17 protein-coding genes are annotated in these 20,157 nt (G+C 69.9%); 9 read left to right on the top strand and 8 right to left on the bottom strand.

Annotation, left to right across the window (positions count from 1 at the left end; translation table 11 throughout):
* Positions 1–68: 68 nt before the first annotated feature.
* Positions 69–566: a DUF3093 domain-containing protein gene (locus tag AC1DG4_RS05730; protein ID WP_477381627.1), complete on the bottom strand. Its 498-nt coding sequence runs from the start codon at positions 564–566 to the stop codon at positions 69–71.
* Positions 567–578: 12 nt separating this feature from the next.
* Between AC1DG4_RS05730 and dut the strand changes: the two genes are divergently transcribed.
* From dut to acnA, 4 genes are all read left to right on the top strand, one after another.
* Entirely contained in the window at positions 579–1,034 is a 456-nt protein-coding gene (gene dut / locus AC1DG4_RS05725) for a dUTP diphosphatase (RefSeq protein WP_477421122.1), read from the top strand.
* Positions 1,031–1,639 carry a DUF3710 domain-containing protein gene (locus AC1DG4_RS05720; RefSeq protein WP_477381631.1) on the top strand — a complete coding sequence of 203 codons (609 nt, stop codon included), beginning with the start codon at positions 1,031–1,033 and terminating at the stop codon, positions 1,637–1,639. Before dut ends, AC1DG4_RS05720 begins: the two co-directional genes overlap by 4 nt.
* Positions 1,636–2,412, top strand: a complete 777-nt coding sequence (locus AC1DG4_RS05715) for a DUF3159 domain-containing protein (RefSeq protein WP_477381633.1) — start codon at positions 1,636–1,638, stop codon at positions 2,410–2,412. Before AC1DG4_RS05720 ends, AC1DG4_RS05715 begins: the two co-directional genes overlap by 4 nt.
* Before the next feature lie 175 nt (positions 2,413–2,587).
* Entirely contained in the window at positions 2,588–5,407 is a 2,820-nt protein-coding gene (acnA, locus tag AC1DG4_RS05710) for an aconitate hydratase AcnA (protein WP_477381635.1), read from the top strand.
* Between the two features lie 204 nt (positions 5,408–5,611).
* Here the strand turns inward: acnA and AC1DG4_RS05705 are convergent, their stop codons facing one another.
* From AC1DG4_RS05705 to AC1DG4_RS05695, 3 genes are all read right to left on the bottom strand, one after another.
* Positions 5,612–6,907, bottom strand: a complete 1,296-nt coding sequence (locus tag AC1DG4_RS05705) for a serine hydrolase domain-containing protein (protein ID WP_477381637.1) — start codon at positions 6,905–6,907, stop codon at positions 5,612–5,614.
* Between the two features lie 145 nt (positions 6,908–7,052).
* Positions 7,053–7,679 carry a hypothetical protein gene (locus AC1DG4_RS05700; protein ID WP_477381639.1) on the bottom strand — a complete coding sequence of 209 codons (627 nt, stop codon included), beginning with the start codon at positions 7,677–7,679 and terminating at the stop codon, positions 7,053–7,055.
* 151 nt (positions 7,680–7,830) lie between these two features.
* On the bottom strand, positions 7,831–8,991 hold the full coding sequence (locus tag AC1DG4_RS05695; RefSeq protein ID WP_477381641.1) for a citrate synthase: 1,161 nt from the start codon (positions 8,989–8,991) through the stop codon (positions 7,831–7,833).
* A 103-nt stretch (positions 8,992–9,094) separates the two neighbouring features.
* Here AC1DG4_RS05695 and AC1DG4_RS05690 point away from each other — a divergent pair, with 103 nt between their 5' ends.
* Together AC1DG4_RS05690 and dxs are read left to right on the top strand one after the other, a co-directional pair.
* Positions 9,095–10,408: a citrate/2-methylcitrate synthase gene (locus AC1DG4_RS05690; protein WP_477381643.1), complete on the top strand. Its 1,314-nt coding sequence runs from the start codon at positions 9,095–9,097 to the stop codon at positions 10,406–10,408.
* A gap of 61 nt (positions 10,409–10,469) precedes the next feature.
* Positions 10,470–12,452 (top strand): 1-deoxy-D-xylulose-5-phosphate synthase, encoded by a 1,983-nt coding sequence (dxs, locus tag AC1DG4_RS05685; protein ID WP_477381644.1) that lies wholly within the window; start codon positions 10,470–10,472, stop codon positions 12,450–12,452.
* A 12-nt stretch (positions 12,453–12,464) separates the two neighbouring features.
* On the opposite strand, the gene AC1DG4_RS05680 is transcribed toward dxs, so the two are convergent.
* The 4 genes from AC1DG4_RS05680 to AC1DG4_RS05665 form a co-directional block, all read right to left on the bottom strand.
* The gene (locus AC1DG4_RS05680) at positions 12,465–13,070 is read right to left on the bottom strand and encodes a hypothetical protein (RefSeq protein WP_477381646.1); all 606 of its coding nucleotides are present in this window, start codon (positions 13,068–13,070) and stop codon (positions 12,465–12,467) included.
* Positions 13,067–13,759, bottom strand: a complete 693-nt coding sequence (locus AC1DG4_RS05675; protein ID WP_477381647.1) for a TetR/AcrR family transcriptional regulator — start codon at positions 13,757–13,759, stop codon at positions 13,067–13,069. Before AC1DG4_RS05675 ends, AC1DG4_RS05680 begins: the two co-directional genes overlap by 4 nt.
* 67 nt (positions 13,760–13,826) lie before the next feature.
* Positions 13,827–15,353 (bottom strand): glycerol-3-phosphate dehydrogenase/oxidase, encoded by a 1,527-nt coding sequence (locus tag AC1DG4_RS05670; protein WP_477381649.1) that lies wholly within the window; start codon positions 15,351–15,353, stop codon positions 13,827–13,829.
* Entirely contained in the window at positions 15,350–15,949 is a 600-nt protein-coding gene (locus AC1DG4_RS05665) for a TetR/AcrR family transcriptional regulator (protein ID WP_477381651.1), read from the bottom strand. The genes AC1DG4_RS05670 and AC1DG4_RS05665 overlap by 4 nt, the downstream gene beginning before the upstream one ends.
* A gap of 20 nt (positions 15,950–15,969) precedes the next feature.
* Here AC1DG4_RS05665 and AC1DG4_RS05660 point away from each other — a divergent pair, with 20 nt between their 5' ends.
* Genes AC1DG4_RS05660 through AC1DG4_RS05650 form a run of 3 tightly spaced genes read left to right on the top strand, consistent with a single transcriptional unit; the run spans position 15,970 to position 20,153 of the window.
* Complete coding sequence (locus tag AC1DG4_RS05660) at positions 15,970–17,625, top strand: FAD-binding oxidoreductase (protein WP_477421121.1); 1,656 nt, start codon at positions 15,970–15,972, stop codon at positions 17,623–17,625.
* A 9-nt stretch (positions 17,626–17,634) separates the two neighbouring features.
* Entirely contained in the window at positions 17,635–18,531 is an 897-nt protein-coding gene (locus AC1DG4_RS05655) for a diacylglycerol/lipid kinase family protein (RefSeq protein WP_477381655.1), read from the top strand.
* A complete protein-coding gene (locus tag AC1DG4_RS05650; RefSeq protein WP_477421120.1) occupies positions 18,528–20,153 on the top strand; it encodes a GMC oxidoreductase in 1,626 nt (541 codons plus the stop codon). The genes AC1DG4_RS05655 and AC1DG4_RS05650 overlap by 4 nt, the downstream gene beginning before the upstream one ends.
* Positions 20,154–20,157: the final 4 nt, after the last annotated feature.

The raw sequence follows: 20,157 nt of genomic DNA, 5'->3' as shown, positions 1-20,157 counted from the left end.
CTGCGTTTTCCGGCGTCTGCCGTCAGCGAACACCGATCCGAACAGGCGGGCGTTATCGCCGGTATCGGTCAGGCCCGCGGGTTCGCCGAGGCGCGGGCCGCGTCGATCGCGGCGGCCAGGCGGTCCGGCGTACGGGAGGAGATCGTCCAACTCGGTGCCGGGTCGGCAGGATCCGTGTTCGGCACGACGACCACGCCGTCGATGCCGCCGCGGATGAGATGCCAGCCGCGGGCCGGAAGACCAGGGCCTCGCGCCTGGCGCGCTTCTTCGCCGGTGCGGATCTCGGGCTCGCCCAGCCAGGAGGCGTCGATCCAGGCGCGCCCTGCGCGCAGCACGTTCTGCTCGACCGCGACGCTCGGGGACCCGGCGATCATCAGGGCGATGATCGCGAGCGTCGCGACGACGCCGATGACGAGTGCGATGGTGGATCCCGCCGGTACGAAGACGAGGGTCAGCATGGGACCGCCGAGGGCCGCGGCGAGAAACAGCCACAGACTCGGCGCGAGACGTTCGCGGTAGCGGACGGCCGCGGCGGCGGCCCCTGCTTCGCGTGCTGCGTTCTGCATTAGCCTCTTTCCGTGACCGATTCCGTGGACGTTCCCATTATCGCGCCCCAGCTTCCCGTCTACGCCCATMCCGGCGACGCGGGGGCTGACCTCATCTCGACGGAGGCCCTGCGGCTCGAGCCGGGGCAGCGCGCGCTCGTGGGCACCGGGGTCAGCATCGCTCTTCCCGAGGGTTTCGCGGCCTTCGTCGTGCCGCGCAGCGGGCTCGCTGCGAAGCACGGCATCACCGTGGTCAACTCTCCGGGCACGGTCGATGCGGGCTATCGCGGCGAGATCAAGGTGAGCCTGCTGAACACGGACAGCAATGCGGCGTACGATGTCGCGGTCGGTGATCGGATCGCCCAGCTGATCGTCATGCCCGTCACCCGAGCCCGGTTCATCCCGGTCGACGCGCTGGACGAGTCGGTGCGMGGAGCAGGCGGATTCGGATCCACCGGCTATCAGACCCAGAGCCAGGAGAACGCATGAGTGACGACACCACGTCCGGGATCGAGCCCGCGGACGACGCCCCGCAGGCGCCCGTTCACGACCGCGCGGCGGACGGTCCGTTCGACGAGAGCGAGGCCAACCCCGTCCGTCCCTACATCGACCTCGGCGCCATCAAGATCCTCCCGCGGGAGGGGCTGAACCTGCGCCTCGAGGTCGAGGAGCAGACGCAGCGCATCGTCGCCGTGGGCCTCGACTACGCGGATTCGACGCTCCAGGTTCAGCCGTTCGCGGCGCCGCGGACGAGCGGCCTCTGGGACGAGACCCGTGCGCAGATCCAGGAGCAGATCGCTCAGCAGGGCGGCACCGTCACCGAGCGCGATGGCGCACTCGGATCCGAGCTTCTGGCCGAGATCCCCGCGGTCGCYGGCGACACCGCCGTCACGCGCCTCGCCCGGTTCGTGGGCGTCGATGGTCCGCGCTGGTTCCTGCGCGGCGTGATCGGCGGAGCGGCGGCATCCGACGAGTCCGCGGCCGCCGCCGTCGAGGATCTGTTCCGTTCGATCGTCGTGGTCCGCGGCGGGGCTCCGATGCCCCCGCGCGACCTCATCCCGCTGCGCATGCCCGCAGCCCCCGGCACGGCGTGAGCACGTCTCGGCCGGAGGATGCGGAGGGCGCGGCCGACAGTGCCCCCGCGCAGCAGTACGCGCCGCCTCCGGCGCCCGACGCCGCGCAGAGCCTCGGAGCAGCGCTCGGCGGGGCTGCACAGCGCCTGGGCATCGATCCGAACTCGGGAGCGAGCACCGGGCGTGTCGTGTGGACCGCGATGGGCGGGTGGCGCGGTGTCCTGGAATCCGTTCTGCCCAGTGCCGCGTTCCTCATCATCTACACCCTGCGACCGGATCCGCTCTGGCTGTCGCTGGTCGTGTCGGTCGGGCTCGCCGCCATCTTCTCGGTGATCCGTCTGTTGCAGCGCTCGCCCGCCGCCTCGGCGCTCGGGGGACTCGTCGCGGTCGCGGTCGCCGCCGGGCTCGCGCTGTGGACCGGCCGCGGCCAGGACAACTTCGTCCCCGGCTTCTTCACCAACGCCGTCTACGGCACCGTGCTGCTCGTCTCGGCGCTCGTCGGATGGGCGCTCATCGGGCTCGCTGCGGGCTTCCTGATGGGAGATGTGCGCGGCTGGCGGACCGACAAGCGCAAGCGTCGCGCGTTCTTCTGGATCACGATCACCTGGGCCGCGCTGTTCTATGCGCGACTGGGCGTCCAGCTGCCGCTGTACTTCTCCGGTAACGTGCAGGCGCTCGGCACGCTGAAGCTCGTGATGGGGCTGCCGTTGTTCGCCCCGATGGTCGCGGTCACGTGGCTGCTGGTGCGCGCGCTGTACCCGCCGAAGCAGGGCGCCGACACGCGTCAGGAGTGAGTCCTCGCGCCGTTCGCCGTGCTAGATTTATCTTGACGTCAAGATAAATCGACACCTTTCGCTCGCCTCTCCGCGAGAGCAGACTGGTAAGGCCCGCCTTGCTAGCCGCGCGGGGGAGCGGGCGAGCAAGATGGAGTCGCCTGTCGCTTCCATCCGAACAGAAGGAGACGGATCCGTGTCCACGGTGAACAGCTTCGGTGCCAAGAGCACCCTGACGGTCGGCAGCACCGACTACGAGATCTTCCGGATCGACACGGTCGAAGGTTTCGAGAAGCTCCCGTTCAGCCTCAAGGTCCTCCTGGAGAACCTGCTTCGCACCGAGGACGGCGCGAACGTGACGAAGGCCCAGATCGAGGCTCTCGGCTCCTGGGACCCGGCGGCGCAGCCCGACACGGAGATCCAGTTCACGCCGGCGCGCGTCGTCATGCAGGACTTCACCGGCGTGCCCTGCATCGTCGACCTCGCCACCATGCGCGAGGCCGTGACGGCGCTCGGCGGCGACCCGAACAAGATCAACCCGCTCTCGCCTGCCGAGATGGTCATCGACCACTCCGTGATCGCCGACCTGTTCGGCCGCCCCGACGCGATCGAGCGCAACGTCGAGATCGAGTACGAGCGCAACGGCGAGCGCTACCAGTTCCTGCGCTGGGGCCAGACCGCGTTCGACGACTTCAAGGTCGTCCCCCCGGGCACCGGAATCGTGCACCAGGTCAACATCGAGCACCTGGCGAAGGTCATCTACGACCGTTCCGTCGACGGCGTGCTGCGCGCCTACCCCGACACGTGCGTCGGCACCGACTCGCACACGACCATGGTCAACGGCCTCGGCGTGCTGGGCTGGGGCGTCGGCGGCATCGAGGCCGAGGCCGCGATGCTCGGTCAGCCCGTGTCGATGCTCATCCCGCGCGTCGTCGGCTTCAAGCTGACCGGCGAGATCCCGGCCGGCGTCACCGCGACCGACGTCGTGCTGACGATCACCGACATCCTCCGCAAGCACGGAGTGGTCGGCAAGTTCGTCGAGTTCTACGGCGCCGGAGTGGCCTCCGTGCCGCTCGCCAACCGTGCCACGATCGGCAACATGTCGCCCGAGTTCGGCTCGACGGCCGCGATCTTCCCGATCGACGACGTCACGCTCGACTACCTGCGCCTGACCGGCCGCGACGAGCAGGCGGTTGCCCTCGTCGAGGCGTATGCCAAGGAACAGAAGCTCTGGCATGACGCCGCGCACGAGCCGCAGTTCAGCGAGTACCTCGAGCTCGACCTCTCGACGGTCGTTCCGTCGATCGCCGGCCCGAAGCGCCCGCAGGACCGGATCCTGCTGTCCGAGTCGAAGGCGCAGTTCGAGAAGGACATCCTGAACTACGTCACCGGCCCGATCGACATCAACGACTCCGGATCCTTCCCGGCTTCGGATCCTGGATCCGTCCCCGGTGAAGAGGTCGAGACCAACGAGATCCCGACGCTCTCCTCCGGCTCCCCGAAGGCCGCCTCCAAGCCGGTCAAGGTGAAGACCCCGGACGGGCAGAAGTACATCCTCGACAACGGGGCTGTCACGCTCGCGGCGATCACCTCGTGCACCAACACGTCGAACCCGTCGGTCATGATCGCCGCCGGGCTTCTCGCCCGCAAGGCGCGCGAGAGGGGCCTGAAGCAGAAGCCGTGGGTGAAGACCACGCTCGGCCCTGGCTCCAAGGTCGTCACCGACTACTACGAGAAGTCCGGTCTCGACAAGGACCTCGAGGGCCTCGGCTTCTACACGGTCGGCTACGGCTGCACGATCTGCATCGGCAACTCGGGTCCGCTGATCGACGAGGTGTCCGCCGCGATCAACGAGCACGATCTCGCGGTCACCGCTGTGCTCTCCGGAAACCGCAACTTCGAGGGCCGGATCAGCCCCGACGTCAAGATGAACTACCTCGCCAGCCCTCCGCTGGTGGTGGCCTATGCACTGGCCGGATCGATGAACTTCGACTTCGACACCCAGGCGCTCGGCACCGACCCCGAGGGCAACGACGTGTTCCTCAAGGACGTCTGGCCCGACCCCGCCGAGGTGCAGGAGATCGTCGACTCGGCGATCTCGCGTGACCAGTTCATCAAGCAGTACGCCACCGTCTTCGACGGCGACGAGCGCTGGACGAGCCTGCCGACCCCGACCGGCCCCATTTTCGAATGGGACGCCGACTCGACCTACGTGCGCAAGGCGCCGTACTTCGACGGCATGCAGGCGACCCCGGCTCCCGTCACCGATATCTCCGGCGCCCGCGTGCTGGCGACGCTCGGCGACTCGGTCACGACCGACCACATCTCACCGGCCGGCAACATCAAGGCCGGTACGCCCGCGGCCCAGTACCTCACGGAGCACGGCGTCGCGCAGAAGGACTTCAACTCCTTCGGCTCCCGTCGTGGCAACCACGAGGTGATGATCCGCGGCACGTTCGCGAACATCCGCCTGAAGAACGCGCTCGTCAAGGCCGTCAACGACGGCCAGCAGATCGAGGGCGGCTTCACCCGCGACTTCACCCAGGCCGGTGGTCCGCAGGCGTACATCTTCGACGCCTCGACGAACTACGAGGAGCAGGGCACCCCGCTGGTGATCTTCGGCGGCAAGGAGTACGGATCCGGATCCTCCCGCGACTGGGCGGCGAAGGGCACCAACCTCCTCGGCGTCAAGGCGGTCATCACCGAGAGCTTCGAGCGGATCCACCGCTCGAACCTGATCGGAATGGGCGTCGTCCCGCTGCAGTTCCCCGCGGGCGAGTCGTGGGAGTCGCTCGGCCTCGACGGCACCGAGATCGTCTCGATCGCGGGCCTGGAGGAGCTGAACAACGGCACCACCCCGAAGACGGTCAAGGTCACCGCGATCCCGAGCGAGTTCTCGCCCGAGGGCAAGCAGCCGATCGAGTTCGACGCGGTCGTCCGCATCGACACCCCCGGTGAGGCCGACTACTACCGCAACGGCGGGATCCTGCAGTACGTGCTGCGCTCGCTGGTCTGATCAGCACGCACCACACGGGGCCGGTTCCTTTGGGAACCGGCCCCGTGGCGTGTGTCGGACGAGTCGTGCGGCCGTTACGCCTGCACGAGGTTGGCCCACGCGGCGGTGCGACGTCTGCACGACCCTGCGACGCCTGCACGACGTGAACGCCCGAACGATCGTGCATCCGTAGCCGAATCGTGCAGACGTACCGGCCGCGCCCGGTCAGTTCTTCTTCGGTGGGAGCGGCGGTGGTGGGTCATCCGGGGCGAGTTCCGTCGCGATCTGCCGGAACAGCCGGTCGCTCGAGTTGTCGTAGATGCCGTCAGCGTCGAACGCGCCGGGCAGGAAGGTCGTGGCCACCGCGACCGCCATCTTCTTCGAGGGCAGATACGCCTCGGTGGCACTGTACCCGCTGAGCAGCGGATTCTGCAGCTGCCAGGATCCGGATCGCACCACCCCGAGTCCGTAGTTGTAGCCGTTCACCTGGGTGAAGCACGACCCGGCGCAGGAGGGCAGCGGCGTCCCGAAGCCGATGAGCTTCGAGTCGGTCATCTCATGGAAGCTCTTCGAGGAGAGCAGCTTGCCGGTGCCGACGGCGACCGCGGTCGTCGCCATGTCGGTGATCGTGGTCGTCTCCGCCGCGCCGATCGGGGTGCCCCAGGCGGGGTTCCAGAAGGTCGATTCCTCCGTGAAGGGCATCGACGGCGGGACACCCAGGGCCACGCGGCGTTCAGAGCTGAAGGCGTGCAGCACCGGCTCGGGCACGGTGGCGGTACCGTAAGCCGCGGTCTGGGTCAGGCCCATCGGGCCGAGCACCTTCTTCTGCAGCAGCTGGTCGAGCGGGGCGCCGCCGATCATCGAGAGGATGTGGCCGAGGATCATGAAGTTGGTGTGCGCGTAGCTCCAGTTGGTGCCGGGTTCGAACTGAAGGGGGCGATTGAACGCGTCCTTCAAGCGCTCCTCGAACGTGAACTCATGGAACGGGTCGGCGTTGTACGCGGCGGTCCACTCCGGATCCGTCTCGAAGTCGGGGTAGCCCGTGGTCTGGTTCGTCAGCATCTTGAGCGTGACCTTGTTCGCCTCGGGCAGGCTCGGCATCCACTTGTCGACCGTGTCGTCGAGGGTGATCTTGCCCTCGTCGACGTACTCCAGGAGCAGCGTGGAGACGTACTCGAACGCCACGGCACCGTTGCGGAAGTGCATATCGGTGGTGGCGGGGACCCCGGTCATCGAGTCTCCGTACGCCTTCATCGCCACCACCTTGTCACCCACCGTGACCCGTACGATCACGGCTTTGAGGCTGTCGGTCTTCATCGCGTCACGGACGATCGCGTCGACGCGTTCGTTCGACACGGTCGGAGGCGTAGCTGATCCGGTCGCGGCGGGAACGGCCGCGCCGGCCGGACGCCAGATGATCCAGCCGATGGCCACGACGAGTGCGATGACGGCTGCGCCCGCGACGATCAGCGCCGTTCGCCGTCCGGGTGCGGTGCGGGATGCCGGTGTCTGCGCGCTCACGTTCGTCCTCTCGGATCCAGAATCGCGGAATGCCCGAGTGCACCGGCGGACGGGTCGGGTCCGCCTGTCCTCCGGTGCACGGAGACGATTGCTCGCATCCCCGTGCTCGTCTGTCGCTGAGCATAGACCTGTGCTCGTTCCGCGATCAACGGGCTCGTGCCGCTCCGGCCGGCGCACTTGCCGTCTCGGCTAAGAGCTGCAGACGCCACGCCGTTCCCGTGGCGCAGATCAGAAAAAAGAATGCGACGCCGTCGAGGATCTCGATCCCGAGAAGATGAATGAGCGGCGAGAGGAGCGTCCCGATGACCAGCGGAAACCCCCACCGGGGGAGGCCGCCCCGCGCACGGAGCACATGAACAAGACCCACGAGCGTGATGGCGCCGACGCCACGGACGCTCCATCCGATGACGCTCTCCCACGAATCGATGTCCGACGCTGCGATCCCCTCGCCGAGCGGCGGGAATCGGAGAAGGGTGAGGAGCGCATCGGTGACGAAGAGCGCACAGGAGGCTGCCGCGCCCGCGATCGTCGCCCAGGCTAGGCGCCTTCCTGGTCCGCTCTGCGCCTGCGCCGCGACGAGCACGATCGAACTCACACCGACGGCGAGCAGGACAACCAATCGGGTCGACGTCACAACGCCCCACGTGGCGATCAACGGATCCCCGAGCCCGCCGATCCCGGCCATCGTCGGTGCAAACGACCCGACTGCGGCGCCGATGACCAAGGCGAGGAGGAGCCCGGCGGTGACGGCGAACGGTGAGAATTCGAGCACACGAGCCGCACGCAAGGCCGAGCGGGAGGAAGTTCGACGATCCTTGTGCTGCACTTCAACCCCCGGGGTGTCGCCGTCATGACGGCCGAGTGTGCGTTCTCCTCAAGGTTAGTGAGCAGCTGGCCGGCACCGGTCCTCGGTGCGCTCGACCTCAGGACGACTCGCCGACGTACCTCGAGGACGGGCGGAGGATCTTGCCGTCCTGCACCTGCTCGCGGGCATGCGCGCCCCAGCCGATCAGACGCGCCGAGGCGAACGTCGGCGTGAACAGCTCCCGGGGGATCCCGCACGCCTCCATGACGACCGCGGCGTAGAGCTCGACGTTGGTGCGCAGGGCGCGGCCGGGCTTGAGTTCGTCCAACACGCGCAGCACCGTCTGCTCGACCGTCACCGCAAGATCGACGCGGTCCGAGGCGAGTCCGTCGGTGCGCAGCTGCTGGGCGACGCCGCGCAGCAGACGGGATCGGGGATCCTCGGTGCGATAGACCGCGTGACCGAAGCCCATGATCCGCCCGCCGTCCTGGACGCGCTCGCGCACCCATGCCTCGGCGCGCTGCGGGGTGGCGATCTCGTCCAGCATGTCCAGCGTGCGTGCGGGTGCGCCCCCGTGCAGCGGCCCCGACAGCGCGCCGAGCGCGCCGCCGACGCACGAGGCGAGATCGGCGCCGGTGGACGCGATCACCCGCGCCGTGAACGTCGAGGCGTTGAAGCCGTGATCGATCGCCGCGGTCAGGTACGTGCCAAGGGCGGTGGCGAAACGGGCGTCGGGCGCGGCGCCCGTGAGCATGCGCAGGTAGTCGGAGACGGGGTCGAGATCGGCGTCCGGCGTGATCGGGTCCTGCCCCTGGCTCCACCGATGCATCGCGGCGATCAAGGATGGCGCGACGGCCGCGAGCCGGATCGCGTCTTCGACGCGCTCCTCGTCAGCCTCGTCGTAGAGAGCGCGCCTTCCGTCGGCGGCGGAGACGAGCGCGAGCCCGGTCCGCAGCTGGGCCATGGGATCGAGCCCCGAAGCGGCGATCGCCGACAGCGGTCCGTGCAGGTTCTCCGGGATCGCCCGCGCGGCAGCCGTGCGGGCTCGGAAGCTGGCGGATTCGGTTTCGTTTTGAGGAAGCGTGCCGAGCGCGACAAGGCTCCAGGCGTCCTCGAATCGCGCGGCGGCGGCCAGATCCACCCCTGATACGCCCCGGTAGTGGAAGTACCCCTCCTCGCCGCGCACGTCGCCGATCGCGGTCTCCGCGACGACGACGTTGGTGAGCCCTCGTGGCACCTCGATGAGATGCGTGTCGTTGCGATCGATGGTRATGGCCATGTCGGCTCCTCTCTGGCGAGTCGCGGATGGCGGCTCTTCGCTCACAATGCTTAATGGATCCGACTATCGTCAATGTTGATCGAATCAATGAGAGGAGGCGGAGGTGGACTCGCTCACGGCGGCGCAGACCGCGGCGCGCCTCGGCGTGCGGACCGAGACGCTCTACGCCTATGTCTCGCGGGGCCTGATCGCACGAGAACGCGGGGCGCACGGCTCTCTGTTCGACCCCCTCGAAGTCGAGCGCTTCGCCCGTACCCGCCGCAGGGTGACCTCGCCCTCTCATGGCGCGGCACGCCCGGCCGGAGCCGACGGGAGCCCGCTCGCGGTGATCGACACCGACATCGCCCTGATCGAGGATGGCGAGCTCTGGATCCGCGGGGTGCCGATCGATGAGCTGGTCGCGGAGGAGGGCGAGGCGCCGCGGTTCGATACGGTCGTGCGCTGGCTCTTCGCGCGCACGGATCTGCCGCAGCGGGACGCTCTTCCGCTCGAGGGGCCTGGAAACGCAGCGGCGAGTCGGGTGCTCGCTGCGCTTCCGCCCGGTGCGGGAGCGTTCAGCCGCCTCCTCGCCGCGATTGCTGCCCTCGCGGCGGAGGACCCCGAGCGCTACGATCTCCGCGCGGAGACGGTGGCCCGGGTCGCGACCCGGCTCGTCGCCGGGCTCGTGGATGCGCTCCCGCTGCTCGGCGCCGAGAAGGGCGGGGTCGAGGGGGCGACGTCGGCGGCCGACATCCCTGTCCCGTTTGCTGCTGCGCGGCTCTGGCCCCGTCTCACGGCGCTTCCGGCGACGCCCGCCCGCGTGCGGGTACTGGACGCCGCGCTCGTGGTCCTCGTCGATCACGACATGGCCGCGTCGACGCTCGCGGCGCGGGCCGCGGCGTCCGCGCGTGCGCATCCGTACGCCGTCGTGGCAGCCGGGTTCGGTGCGCTCGACTCCGCCTTGCACGGCGCGGTGAGCGCCGCCGTGTACTCCCTCCTGCGACGGGTGCAGGACGGCGCGGATCCCGCGGCGGCGGTGGCGGCCGCGACGCGTCTCGGAGGAGCGGGGATCCCCGGATTCGGGCAATTGCTGTACCCGGAAGGCGATCCGCGGGCGCGGCTGCTGCTGCGACTGATGCGGGAGACGGCGGATCCGCAGGCGGAGGCGGCGCTGCGTGTGGCAGAGCAGGTCGCCGCCGTCGTGCACGCGCGGACCGGTCTTCACCCCACCGTCGATCTGGCGCTGGCCGTGATGGCGCTGGCGTGGGAGATGCCGGCCGACGCGGGGGAGACGGTATTCGCCGTCGCGCGCTCTGCGGGTTGGTGCGCGCACGCGCAGGACGAGTACGGGCGGGCCCCGCTGCGGTTGCGGCCGATCGGTCACTACGTCGGCCCGGATGCGGCGGATCTCCAGCGGCCTGGGAGCAATGCTCGGTAGGCTGGATCGGTGCTGCGGGCTCCGGCTTGCCGCTCACTATTGGCTTCAGGAGGCAGACACGGTGGCGATCCTTCCCGGTATTTCCGGTCCCCGCGACCTCGATCGGCTCACCCCCGAACAGCTCGTCGAGCTGGCTGCGGAGGTCCGATCGTTCCTGATCGAGAACGTCGCCCGCACCGGTGGACACCTGGGGCCGAACCTCGGGGTCGTGGAGCTCACGATCGCCCTGCACCGGGTGTTCTCCTCACCGGCCGACCCGATCATCTTCGACACCGGGCATCAGTCGTACGTGCACAAGCTGCTCACCGGGCGTCAGGACTTCTCCGCGCTGCGTTCGCGCGGGGGACTGGCCGGCTACCCCCAGCGCTCGGAGAGCCCGCACGACGTCGTCGAGTCCTCTCATGCCTCGAGCTCGCTGAGCTGGGCAGATGGCATCTCCCGGGCCTTCACGGCGACGGGGCGGGAGGATCGTCACGTCATCGCGGTCGTCGGCGACGGGGCGCTGACCGGGGGCATGACCTGGGAGGCGCTCAACAACATCTCCGACGACAACGAGCGCAACCTCGTGATCGTCGTCAACGACAACGGTCGCTCCTACGCGCCCACGATCGGCGGCATGGCGCGGTACATGAACCGGGTGCGTACGGCGGGCGTGTACCGCGACCTGCATCGCAAGTCCGATCGTTTCTTCCGGGCCTTCGGACCCGTGGGCCGCGCCTTCTACCGGGGCGTCCGCGGCGGCACGCACGGGTTCCTCTCGCGCTTCTCGAACAACGAGGAGCTGTACTCCAACCTCGACATCAAGTACCTGGGCCCGGTCGACGGCCATGACATCCCGTCGCTCATGGAAGCGCTGCAGCTCGCGAAGGACTATGGCGCCCCGGTCATCGTGCACGTCATCACCGAGAAGGGCCGCGGCTATCAGCCCGCGCTCGATGACGAGGCCGACCAGTTCCATGCGGTCAACAAGATCGACCCGAAGACGGGAACGCCCCTCTCCGCGAGCGGCACAGGATGGACCGACGTGTTCGCGGACGCGCTCGTCGACATCGGCGCGCGCACGCCCCACGTGATCGCGATGACCGCGGCGATGCTACGGCCCACAGGGCTCGCCCCGTTCGCCGAGCGGTTCCCCGACCGCGTCTACGACGTCGGCATCGCGGAGCAGCATGCGGTGACCTCCGCTGCGGGGCTCGCCTACGGCGGCCTGCACCCGGTGGTCGCGCTGTACGCGACGTTCATGGGCCGGGCGTTCGACCAGGTGCTGATGGACGTCGGTCTGCACCGCGCCGGCGTGACGTTCGTGCTGGACCGGGCGGGAGTCACCGGTCCCGACGGCCCGAGTCACCATGGCCTGTGGGACCTGTCCATGCTGCAGATCGTGCCGGGGATCCGCATCGCCGCCCCCCGCGACGCCGAGCGCCTGCGCGAGGAGCTGGAAGAGGCCGTCGCCGTCGACGACGCGCCCACCGTGATCCGCTATCCGAAGGGTGCCGTTGCTCCGGAGATCCCGGCGATCGAGCGCCTGCACGACGGTGTGGATGTGCTGTCCCGCGGCGAGGGCGAAGACGTGCTGCTCATCGGCATCGGGCCGTTCGCGGGTCTCGCGCTCGATGTGGCGGACAGGCTCAAGGCGCAGGGAATCGGCGCGACCGTGATCGACCCCCGCTGGGCGATCCCGGTGCAGCCGTCCGTGGTCGAGCTCGCCGCGCGGCACCGCCTGGTCATCACGCTCGAGGACGGCATTCGCGTGGGCGGCGTCGGCACGCGCGTGCGTCAGGTCCTCCGCGAGGCGGGCATCGACACGGCTGTCGACGAACTGGGCCTGCCGGACGAGTACATCGATCACGCGAGCCGCGAGCAGATCCTCGAGGACGCCGGGCTCACCGCCGGCAAGATCGCGCAGGACGTGGTCGCGCAGGTGCTCGGCACCCGTGTCCCGATCGCGCGTCCGACCGGCGAGGTGCCGCTGCACACGGGCACCGTGGAGATCGTGACCGGCGCCCGTGCGGAGAGCGGCGCGGAGGAGCGCCGGCGGCTCTGAGGTGATCTGGGGTCAGAAGCGATCCACCGAGTGACGAGGTTCCGAGTCCGTCGTCGACGCGCCATCCGGGAATCTCCACGCGCATCGTGACGAGATGCCGCGGTCGGTGTTCACCGCGCGCGCCGCGGTGAGTCTCCACGCGATCGGGAACGCGATGGCACCCGCCAAGGCGCTGCCCAGAACCACGGGCAGAGAGAGCGCGAACAATCCGACGATCCCGAGGGCAGCGAATGCGCCCAGGGAACCCGCGGCGCCGACGGCGAGACCAAGGAGAGCGTTGACGGCGATGTGTGCGGCGGGGTGGGCAACCCGCTCCCATGCCCTGTTGAGCCCATACGCAGGGAACACAAAGAGGAGGAAGGTGGGGATGCTGGCGACGGCGCCAACGAGCGCGAGCATGACCGCTCCAACGAGGCGGGACGAGACGTCCAGCGTCGAGCACGACGGGGAGGGAGTAAAGGTCGGACAGCCGACGGTGCTCAGCGTCGCGAACAGCAGTCCCGGCAGCAGCAGGAGACTCAGCCCCCACGCGAGCATTGCGCCGCGGACGAACTCCTCCGTCCTGAACGCCATCGGCCTCGTCGGCGTGCGCGGCGAAACAGCCGCCTCCTCGCTCATGGCTGCACGTCCGCGATCTGGTCGAGAAGATCGCGGGTGACACCGCGCACGCCCGGAACGCGCAGGAACGGCAGCGCGACGGCGAACAGCCGGAGACCCGTGTCCAGGAGTCGCGTGGTCTTCGCCTGCTCGGGGGACTCGTCGTAGGTCCATCGCAGGATCAGGGCCAGGTACATCGGGAAGATCGCGGCGGGCAGGCGTTCGACGATGTCATCGGGGACGCGATGCGAGGCCCCGTCGACGACCTCGCGGAGCAGGCCGATCGTCATGTCGCGGGCGGGGGACGACTCCACCGAGAGCGGGTTGATCGGGGAATCGGGGGAGACCATCGCGCTGAGGAAGCCCGGCGCGACGGCGCGATACGCGCCGACCGTCTCCAGGCCGGTGTCGAAGAACACCCGCAGGCGGTCCACAAGGCCGGTCACGCCGACGAGTCGCGGACGTGCGGCGGCGCCGTGATCCCGCTGCTGCTGGTCGTAGAGCTCCTGGACCAGGTGCTCCTTGGAGGGGAAGTAGTAGTACGCGTTCCCGACCGAGACGCCGGCCTCTTTGGCGATCAGGCGGATCGTGGTGTCGGGGTAGCCGCGCTCCACGAATGAGGCCATGGCGGCCGCGCGGATCCGCGCTCTCGTCGCCTCGGCCTTCGGAGTGAGCGGCTTCGCGGGGGTGTCCGACTCTGAACTGAACATGTTCAAAGACTAGCGCAAGGCGCGACCTTCGTCCATCGAGACGCCCGTGGCTGGCGTCCGGATTGACTCAGGCGGGATCCGCGAGCGTCTCTGCGACGAGCTGCGCGACCGCGGCTTCGGCGCACGAGCGGTCGTCGTCCACGAGTCCGATGCGTGTGCGCCGGTCCAGCACGTCGCCGGCGGTCAGCGCGCCCTCGGCGCGCACCGCGAACTCAACCTCGGCGCGCGTGACGTCGATGCCGTCCGCGATGGGTTCTCGTGGCGCCGCACAGCGGGCGCGGGCCAGTACCTGCCCCGCCTCGGCTCCATAGCGCCAATCCAGGGCGCTCGCGGGTCGGCAAGGCGCGGCGACTGCTCCGACCAGAGGCAGGGCGGCAGTGCGGCACGGCGCGGCGGGCAGGCTCGCGAGCACGACAGCGCGATCCACCGCGTCCTCCGCCATACGGCGATACGTGGTGAGCTTGCCGCCCAGGACGTTCACGAAGCCGCCCTCGGAGACAGCCACGAGGTGTCGCCGGGAGATGTCTGCGGTGGAGGTCCCGCCCGTGTCGACGAGAGGTCGAAGCCCGGCGTACGCGCCGCGCACCTGGTCGCGACGGATCGGCGTGCGCAGTGCGCGGTTGAGGACCTCGAGGAGGAACGCGATCTCCGGCTCTGTGGGGGCGGCGACCGAGGGCACAGGACCTGGCGCGTCCTCGTCCGTGAGACCCACGACGACGCGGCCGAGCTGCTGCGGCAGAGCGAAGATGAACCGGCTGATGGATCCGGGATGCGGGACGGTGAGCGCTGCGGTCGGGTCGCCGAGTGCAGCGGCGTCGAGCACGAGGTGCGTGCCGCGGCTCGGGCGCATACGGATGGAGTCGTCGAGCGCTCCGGCCCAGACGCCCGTGGCGTTCACGACGGTGCGAGCGCGGATGTCGAAGCGCTCCCCGGTGAGCGCGTCCTCGACGGATGCGCCATCGTGACGCAGCCCGAGCGCGCGCACCCGGGTGAGGATCCGTGCGCCGTGTGCTGCGGCCGTCCGAGCCACGGCGACGACGAGCCTGGCGTCGTCGACGAGCTGCCCGTCGGCTGCGAGCACGGCGCCTCGCAATCGTTCGGTCTGCAGGGACGGCACCAGCCGTGCGGCGGTGCGCGCGGTGATCAGGCGGGGCGCGGGCAGCACGGCATGCGGGGTGCGAGCCCGCAACCGCAGCAGATCACCGAGGGCGAACCCCACCGTGCCGGTGGCGCGCTGAGTCACCGTGACGGCGGGGGAGAAGGGGAGTAGCTGCGCCATCGGCCGGATGAGATGTGGCGCGATCCGGGTCATCAGCAGGTGACGCTCGAACGCGCTCTCCCGTGCCGTGGCGACATCCCCGGTCGCGAGATAGCGCAGCCCACCATGCACGAGCTTCGAGCTGAAGCGGCTCGTGCCGAAGGCGAGGTCCTCCGCCTCGATGAGCGCGACCGACAGCCCGCGGCTCGCGGCATCCAGTGCCACTCCGGCGCCGGTGATCCCGCCGCCGACGACCAGCAGGTCGACCTGGTCCTCGGCGGAGCGGGGCAGCTCCCGGCTCCGTTGTGCCGCGTTCAGCCGCGATGATGCGCTCATGGCCTCAGCAGGCCTTCGAGTCCCGCGCGCAGTTCGCGGTCGAACGAGAGCTCGTCGATCAGGTCGCTCACCGTCCCGTGCGAGAGGAGTGCCGACTGGGCGAGGAGCAGGAGCATCACGGCCATCGACTGTGGGTCGTCTTGGCGCACGGAGCCGTCGTGCTGGGCGGCGCGGATCGCGGCGGCGAGCCAGCCGAGGATGGCGCGCTGGCTGGATCCCACGCGCTCCAGGGTGTAGCGGGTGAACGCCTCCGGCTCCTCCGTCAGGAGGTGGCGGTAGACCGGGTCTTCGCGGAACAGCGCCGAGAACCGCAGGATGTCGTCGACGATCGCTCCGCGTGTCGTCGCCGGCTCGGGGAATCGGTCGAGGATGACCATCACGCGGCGCAGGAGCGCCGCGCGGACAACATCGTCCGCGTCGGTCCAGCTCCGGTAGATGGTCGGGCGACTCACGCCGGCGCGGCGGGCGAGCTCGGCGATGGTGACGCCTCGGACCCCACGGGTCGCGACCAGCGCGTCGGCAGCATCGAGGATCCTGGTCTGCGTTGCATCCCAGGCGGGCAGAGTGAGATCCGAAACAGCTTGACGTTTTGTCATGATCTGTCACACTGTAACGCATGAGTCACGAGAGCGGCAGAGGCGCCGACGATCCCATCGAGGTGGCGCCGATGCGCTGGAACGGCTGGGGAGATCCCGAGAAGGCTGAAGAACTGCCGTTCGCCGTGCGGTCGCTGCTGCCGCTCCTGCTCGGGCGTATCCGCCGCCCCTCGCGCGTCGTCGCCCTCGCCGACGTGCGGCTGAGCCCGTCCGCCTTCAGCTCGGAAGATGCAGCCGATTTCGCCGCGGTCCTCGGACGCGACAACGTGCGGACGGATGCGGAGTCCCGTATCCGGCACGCCGGAGGTCGCTCCACACCCGACCTGCTGCGCCGCCGTGAAGAGGACCAGGCCGCGCCCGACGCGGTGCTGCGACCCGCCGACCATGACGCGGTTGTGGACTGCTTGCGCCTGGCTGCGGCGCGCGACATCGCCGTGGTCCCGTTCGGCGGAGGCACGAGCGTGGTCGGCGCCCTCGACCCCGAGCGCGGGGGTCATCGCGCTGTCGTCAGCCTGGATCTCGGTCGCATGACGGGCCTGCTCGGCTATGACGCCGTCAGCGCGGAGGCGGTGCTGGCCGCCGGGACCACGGGTCCCGAGGCCGAACGGCTGCTCGCGTCGCACGGCATGGAGCTCGGCCACTATCCGCAGAGCTTCCGCTACGCGACCATCGGCGGCTTCGCCGCCGCCCGGTCCTCGGGACAGAACTCGGCCGGCTACGGGCGGTTCGACACGATGGTCACCGGGATCCGGGTCGCGACGCCGACCGGTGACGTCGAACTGGGGCGATCGCCGGGCAGTGCTGCGGGTCCTGATCTCGTGCGCCTGTTCCTCGGCTCCGAGGGCATCTACGGCGTCATCACCGAGGTACGTGTGCGCGTGCATCCTGTGCCGGCCGAGCGCGTGATGGAATCGTGGGCGTTCCCCGACTTCGCGGCCGGTGCGTCCGCGTTGCGGGCCGTGGCGCAGCACGGCGGCGGTCCCACGGTGATCCGCCTGTCGGATGAGGCCGAGACGAGTGTGAGCCTCGCCCAGGTCGGAAAGATCGGCAAGGCTCTCGCGAAAGGCGCGAGCGCGGTCACCGTATTCGAAGGGGACGACGTCGCCGCCCGCCGGGCGCGCACTGCGGCACTGTTACAGGCGGCCGGAGGTACCTCATCGGGCGAGGGCGCCTCGGAGGACTGGCTGCGCACGCGATTCGACGGGCCGTACCTGCGCGATTCCCTGCTCGACGCCGGCGTGTTCTGCGAGACCCTGGAGACCGCGACGATCTGGTCCCGGCTCGAAGGGCTGCGTGCGGCCGTGACGCAGGCGCTCAAGAGCGGGTTCGCCGACGCGGGACGCAAGTCGTTCGTGATGTGCCACGTCTCGCACGTCTACCCGACCGKCGCGTCGCTGTACTTCACCGTGCTGGCGCCGCTCGGTGCCGACGCGCTGGACGCCTGGGACGGGATCAAGCGCCGTGCCGGCGACGCGATCATGGCGGTGGGGGGCACGATCAGTCACCACCACGCGGTGGGGCGCGATCATGCGCCCTGGCTCGGCGAGGAGATCGGCGAGACCGGCGTGCGAATCCTCGCCGCCGTGAAGCGCGAACTCGACCCTGAGGGGATCATGAATCCCGGAGCGGTGCTCGGCGCGGCGACGCCCGTCCCCGTCCGGGCTGCGGGAGCCTGAGACGTGCCGATGATCGCTCTGATCGCGAATCCGCGCTCCGGCAAGGGGCGCGGCGCTGCGGCGGCGGACGCGGCCGCTGCCGCACTGGGAGATGCGGGGGCGGATGTGCGCGTGCACATCGGGGCGTCGGCCGCCGACACGCGGCGGCTCACCGGAGCAGCCCTCGCCGCGCATCCTGACGCGATCGTCGTCGTCGGCGGTGACGGCACGGTGTCGGAGATCCTTCCTGAGATCGCGGGTTCGGAGGTGCCGCTTGTGCTCGTTCCGGCCGGTACTGGAAACGACTTCGCGCGAGCCCTGGGGCTGCCGCGGCGCGACCCCGCGGCCGCCGCACTCCTCGCTCTGCATGGTGTCTGCCGCCGCATCGACGTCGGCGAGATCGTGGCTGACGGGAAGACGACGCCGTTCCTCACGGTCGCAGCGCTCGGTTTCGATGCGAAGGTCAGCGACCGCACCAATCTGCTGCGGTGGCCGCGCGGAGCCGCCCGGTACTACCTCGCGATCCTCATCGAAGTCGTGCGCCTGCGTCCCACCCGGTTCCGGCTGGCCTGCGACGGCGAGGCTCCGCGCGACGCCCCCGGCACCCTCGTCGCCGTGGGCAACACGATCAGTTACGGCGGCGGCATGCCCATCTGTCCTGCGGCGAGTCCCGACGACGGACTGCTGGATGTGGTCCATGTCGCCCCGCTGCGGCGAGCCAGACTGCTGCGCCTGTTCCCGCTCCTGCTGCGGGGGCGTCATCTCGGGCGACCGGAGGTGGCGCACCGGCGTGTCACGGAGATCAGCGTGTCGGCGCCGGACCTCGTGGTCTATGCCGACGGGGAGCGGGTCGCCGAGAAGGAGTGCACGATCCGGGTGCGTCCGGCATCGCTGACCGTGATGGTCCCGAGCGGAGGAACAGTATGAGCGGCTTCGACGAGGACGTCGTCGTGATCGGATCTGGATTCGGCGGTTCGGTCGCCGCGCTCCGGCTCGTCGAGAAGGGGTACCGGGTCCGCGTGTACGAGGCGGGTCGCCGCTTCGAGGACGAGGACTTCGCGAAGACGAACTGGAACGTCCGGCGCTACCTGTGGGCTCCCGCGCTCGGCTGCTTCGGCGTGCAGCGGATCCACCGGCTCCCGCACGTCATGATCCTCGCGGGGGCGGGCGTCGGCGGCGGATCCCTGAACTACGCGAACACGCTCTACCAGCCGGGCACTCCCTTCTTCGACGACCCGCAGTGGGCCGGGATCGCGCCGTGGCAGGAGGAGCTCGCGCCTCACTACGCGACGGCCAAACGCATGCTCGGCGTCGTCGAGCACTATCCGCACACCGGGCCGGTGGAGCGCATCATGGCGGGGGCGGCCGAGGATCTGGGCGTGGGCTCGACCTTCCGCCGGGCGCCCGTCGGGGTGTACTTCGGCGCGCCGGGCGAGACCGTGCCGGATCCGTTCTTCGGCGGCGATGGGCCCGCACGCACCGGCTGCACGCTGTGCGGGAACTGCATGGTGGGCTGTCGGGTCGGGGCGAAGAACACCCTCATGAAGAACTACCTCGCCCTGGCGGAGCGTCGCGGGGCAGTGATCGAGGCTCTGCGCACCGTCGTCGAGGTCCGGGAGCTCGCGGATGGCGGTTTCTCCGTCACCACTCGCCGCAGCGGCGCGTGGGGCGGGGGACGACGGCGCACCGTGACGGCAGAGCACGTCGTGCTCGCCGCAGGTACCTGGGGGAGCCAGCAGCTCCTGCACCGGATGAAGGCATCCGGAGCCCTGCCGCGGATCCCGAATGCGCTGGGCCGGCTCACCCGCACCAACTCCGAGGCGCTGGACGGCTCGGTCTCGACCGCGGTGCCTGCGGCGGCAGGCTTTGCGCACGGCGTGGCCATCACGACCTCGTTCCACGTCGACGAGCGCACTCACGTGGAGAACGTGCGCTACGGGCCCGGATCCAATCTCATGGGTGCCCTCGCGACCGTGCTCGTGCCGGGGGACGTGCCGCTGGGGCGCCGGGTGGGGGCGCTGCTCGGCGCCGTCGTGCGCCATCCGATCCGTCAGTTCCGCCTCGGCACGCTGCGACGCTGGAGCGAGCGGGGCATCATCGCGCTCGTGATGCAGACCGCCGACAACTCGCTCACGCTGTCCCTGCGTCGTCGGTTCGGGCGCGACGTTCTGACGAGCGCCCAGGGCCATGGCGCTCCGAACCCGAGTCATCTGCCCGAGGCGCATCGCGCGGCGGAGGCGATAGCCGCCCGCATGACGCAGGAGACCGGCGTCCCGGCGGAGGCTCGTGGATCCTGGCCCGAGGTCTTCGGTATCCCGCTCACGGCGCATTTCCTCGGTGGGGCGGTGCTCTCGGATGCGCCCGAGCATGGCGTCGTCGATCCGTACCACCGCGTATGGGGCCATCCGGGGCTGTCGGTCGTGGACGGATCGGCCGTCCCGGCGAACCCCGGCGTCAACCCGTCTCTCACGATCACGGCTCTCGCCGAGCGTGCGATGTCGTACTGGCCGCGACAGGGTGAGGCGGATCCGAGACCGGYGCAGTCCTGACGCA

This window comes from Microbacterium sp. 05N427 (assembly GCF_056397105.1).
The sequence above is the reverse complement of the archived record's forward strand: the minus strand, read 5'-3'. Positions and strand labels throughout refer to the sequence as shown.

Bases quoted from the DNA above. Each gene is read 5' to 3' on its own strand.
- AC1DG4_RS05670 (WP_477381649.1), bottom strand. From the start codon at position 15,353: ATGAGCGCATCATCGCGGCTGAACGCGGCACAACGGAGCCGGGAGCTG.
- AC1DG4_RS05675 (WP_477381647.1), bottom strand. From the start codon at position 13,759: ATGTTCAGTTCAGAGTCGGACACCCCCGCGAAGCCGCTCACTCCGAAG.
- AC1DG4_RS05655 (WP_477381655.1), top strand. From the start codon at position 17,635: ATGATCGCTCTGATCGCGAATCCGCGCTCCGGCAAGGGGCGCGGCGCT.
- AC1DG4_RS05730 (WP_477381627.1), bottom strand. From the start codon at position 566: ATGCAGAACGCAGCACGCGAAGCAGGGGCCGCCGCCGCGGCCGTCCGC.
- AC1DG4_RS05680 (WP_477381646.1), bottom strand. From the start codon at position 13,070: ATGAGCGAGGAGGCGGCTGTTTCGCCGCGCACGCCGACGAGGCCGATG.
- AC1DG4_RS05665 (WP_477381651.1), bottom strand. From the start codon at position 15,949: ATGACAAAACGTCAAGCTGTTTCGGATCTCACTCTGCCCGCCTGGGAT.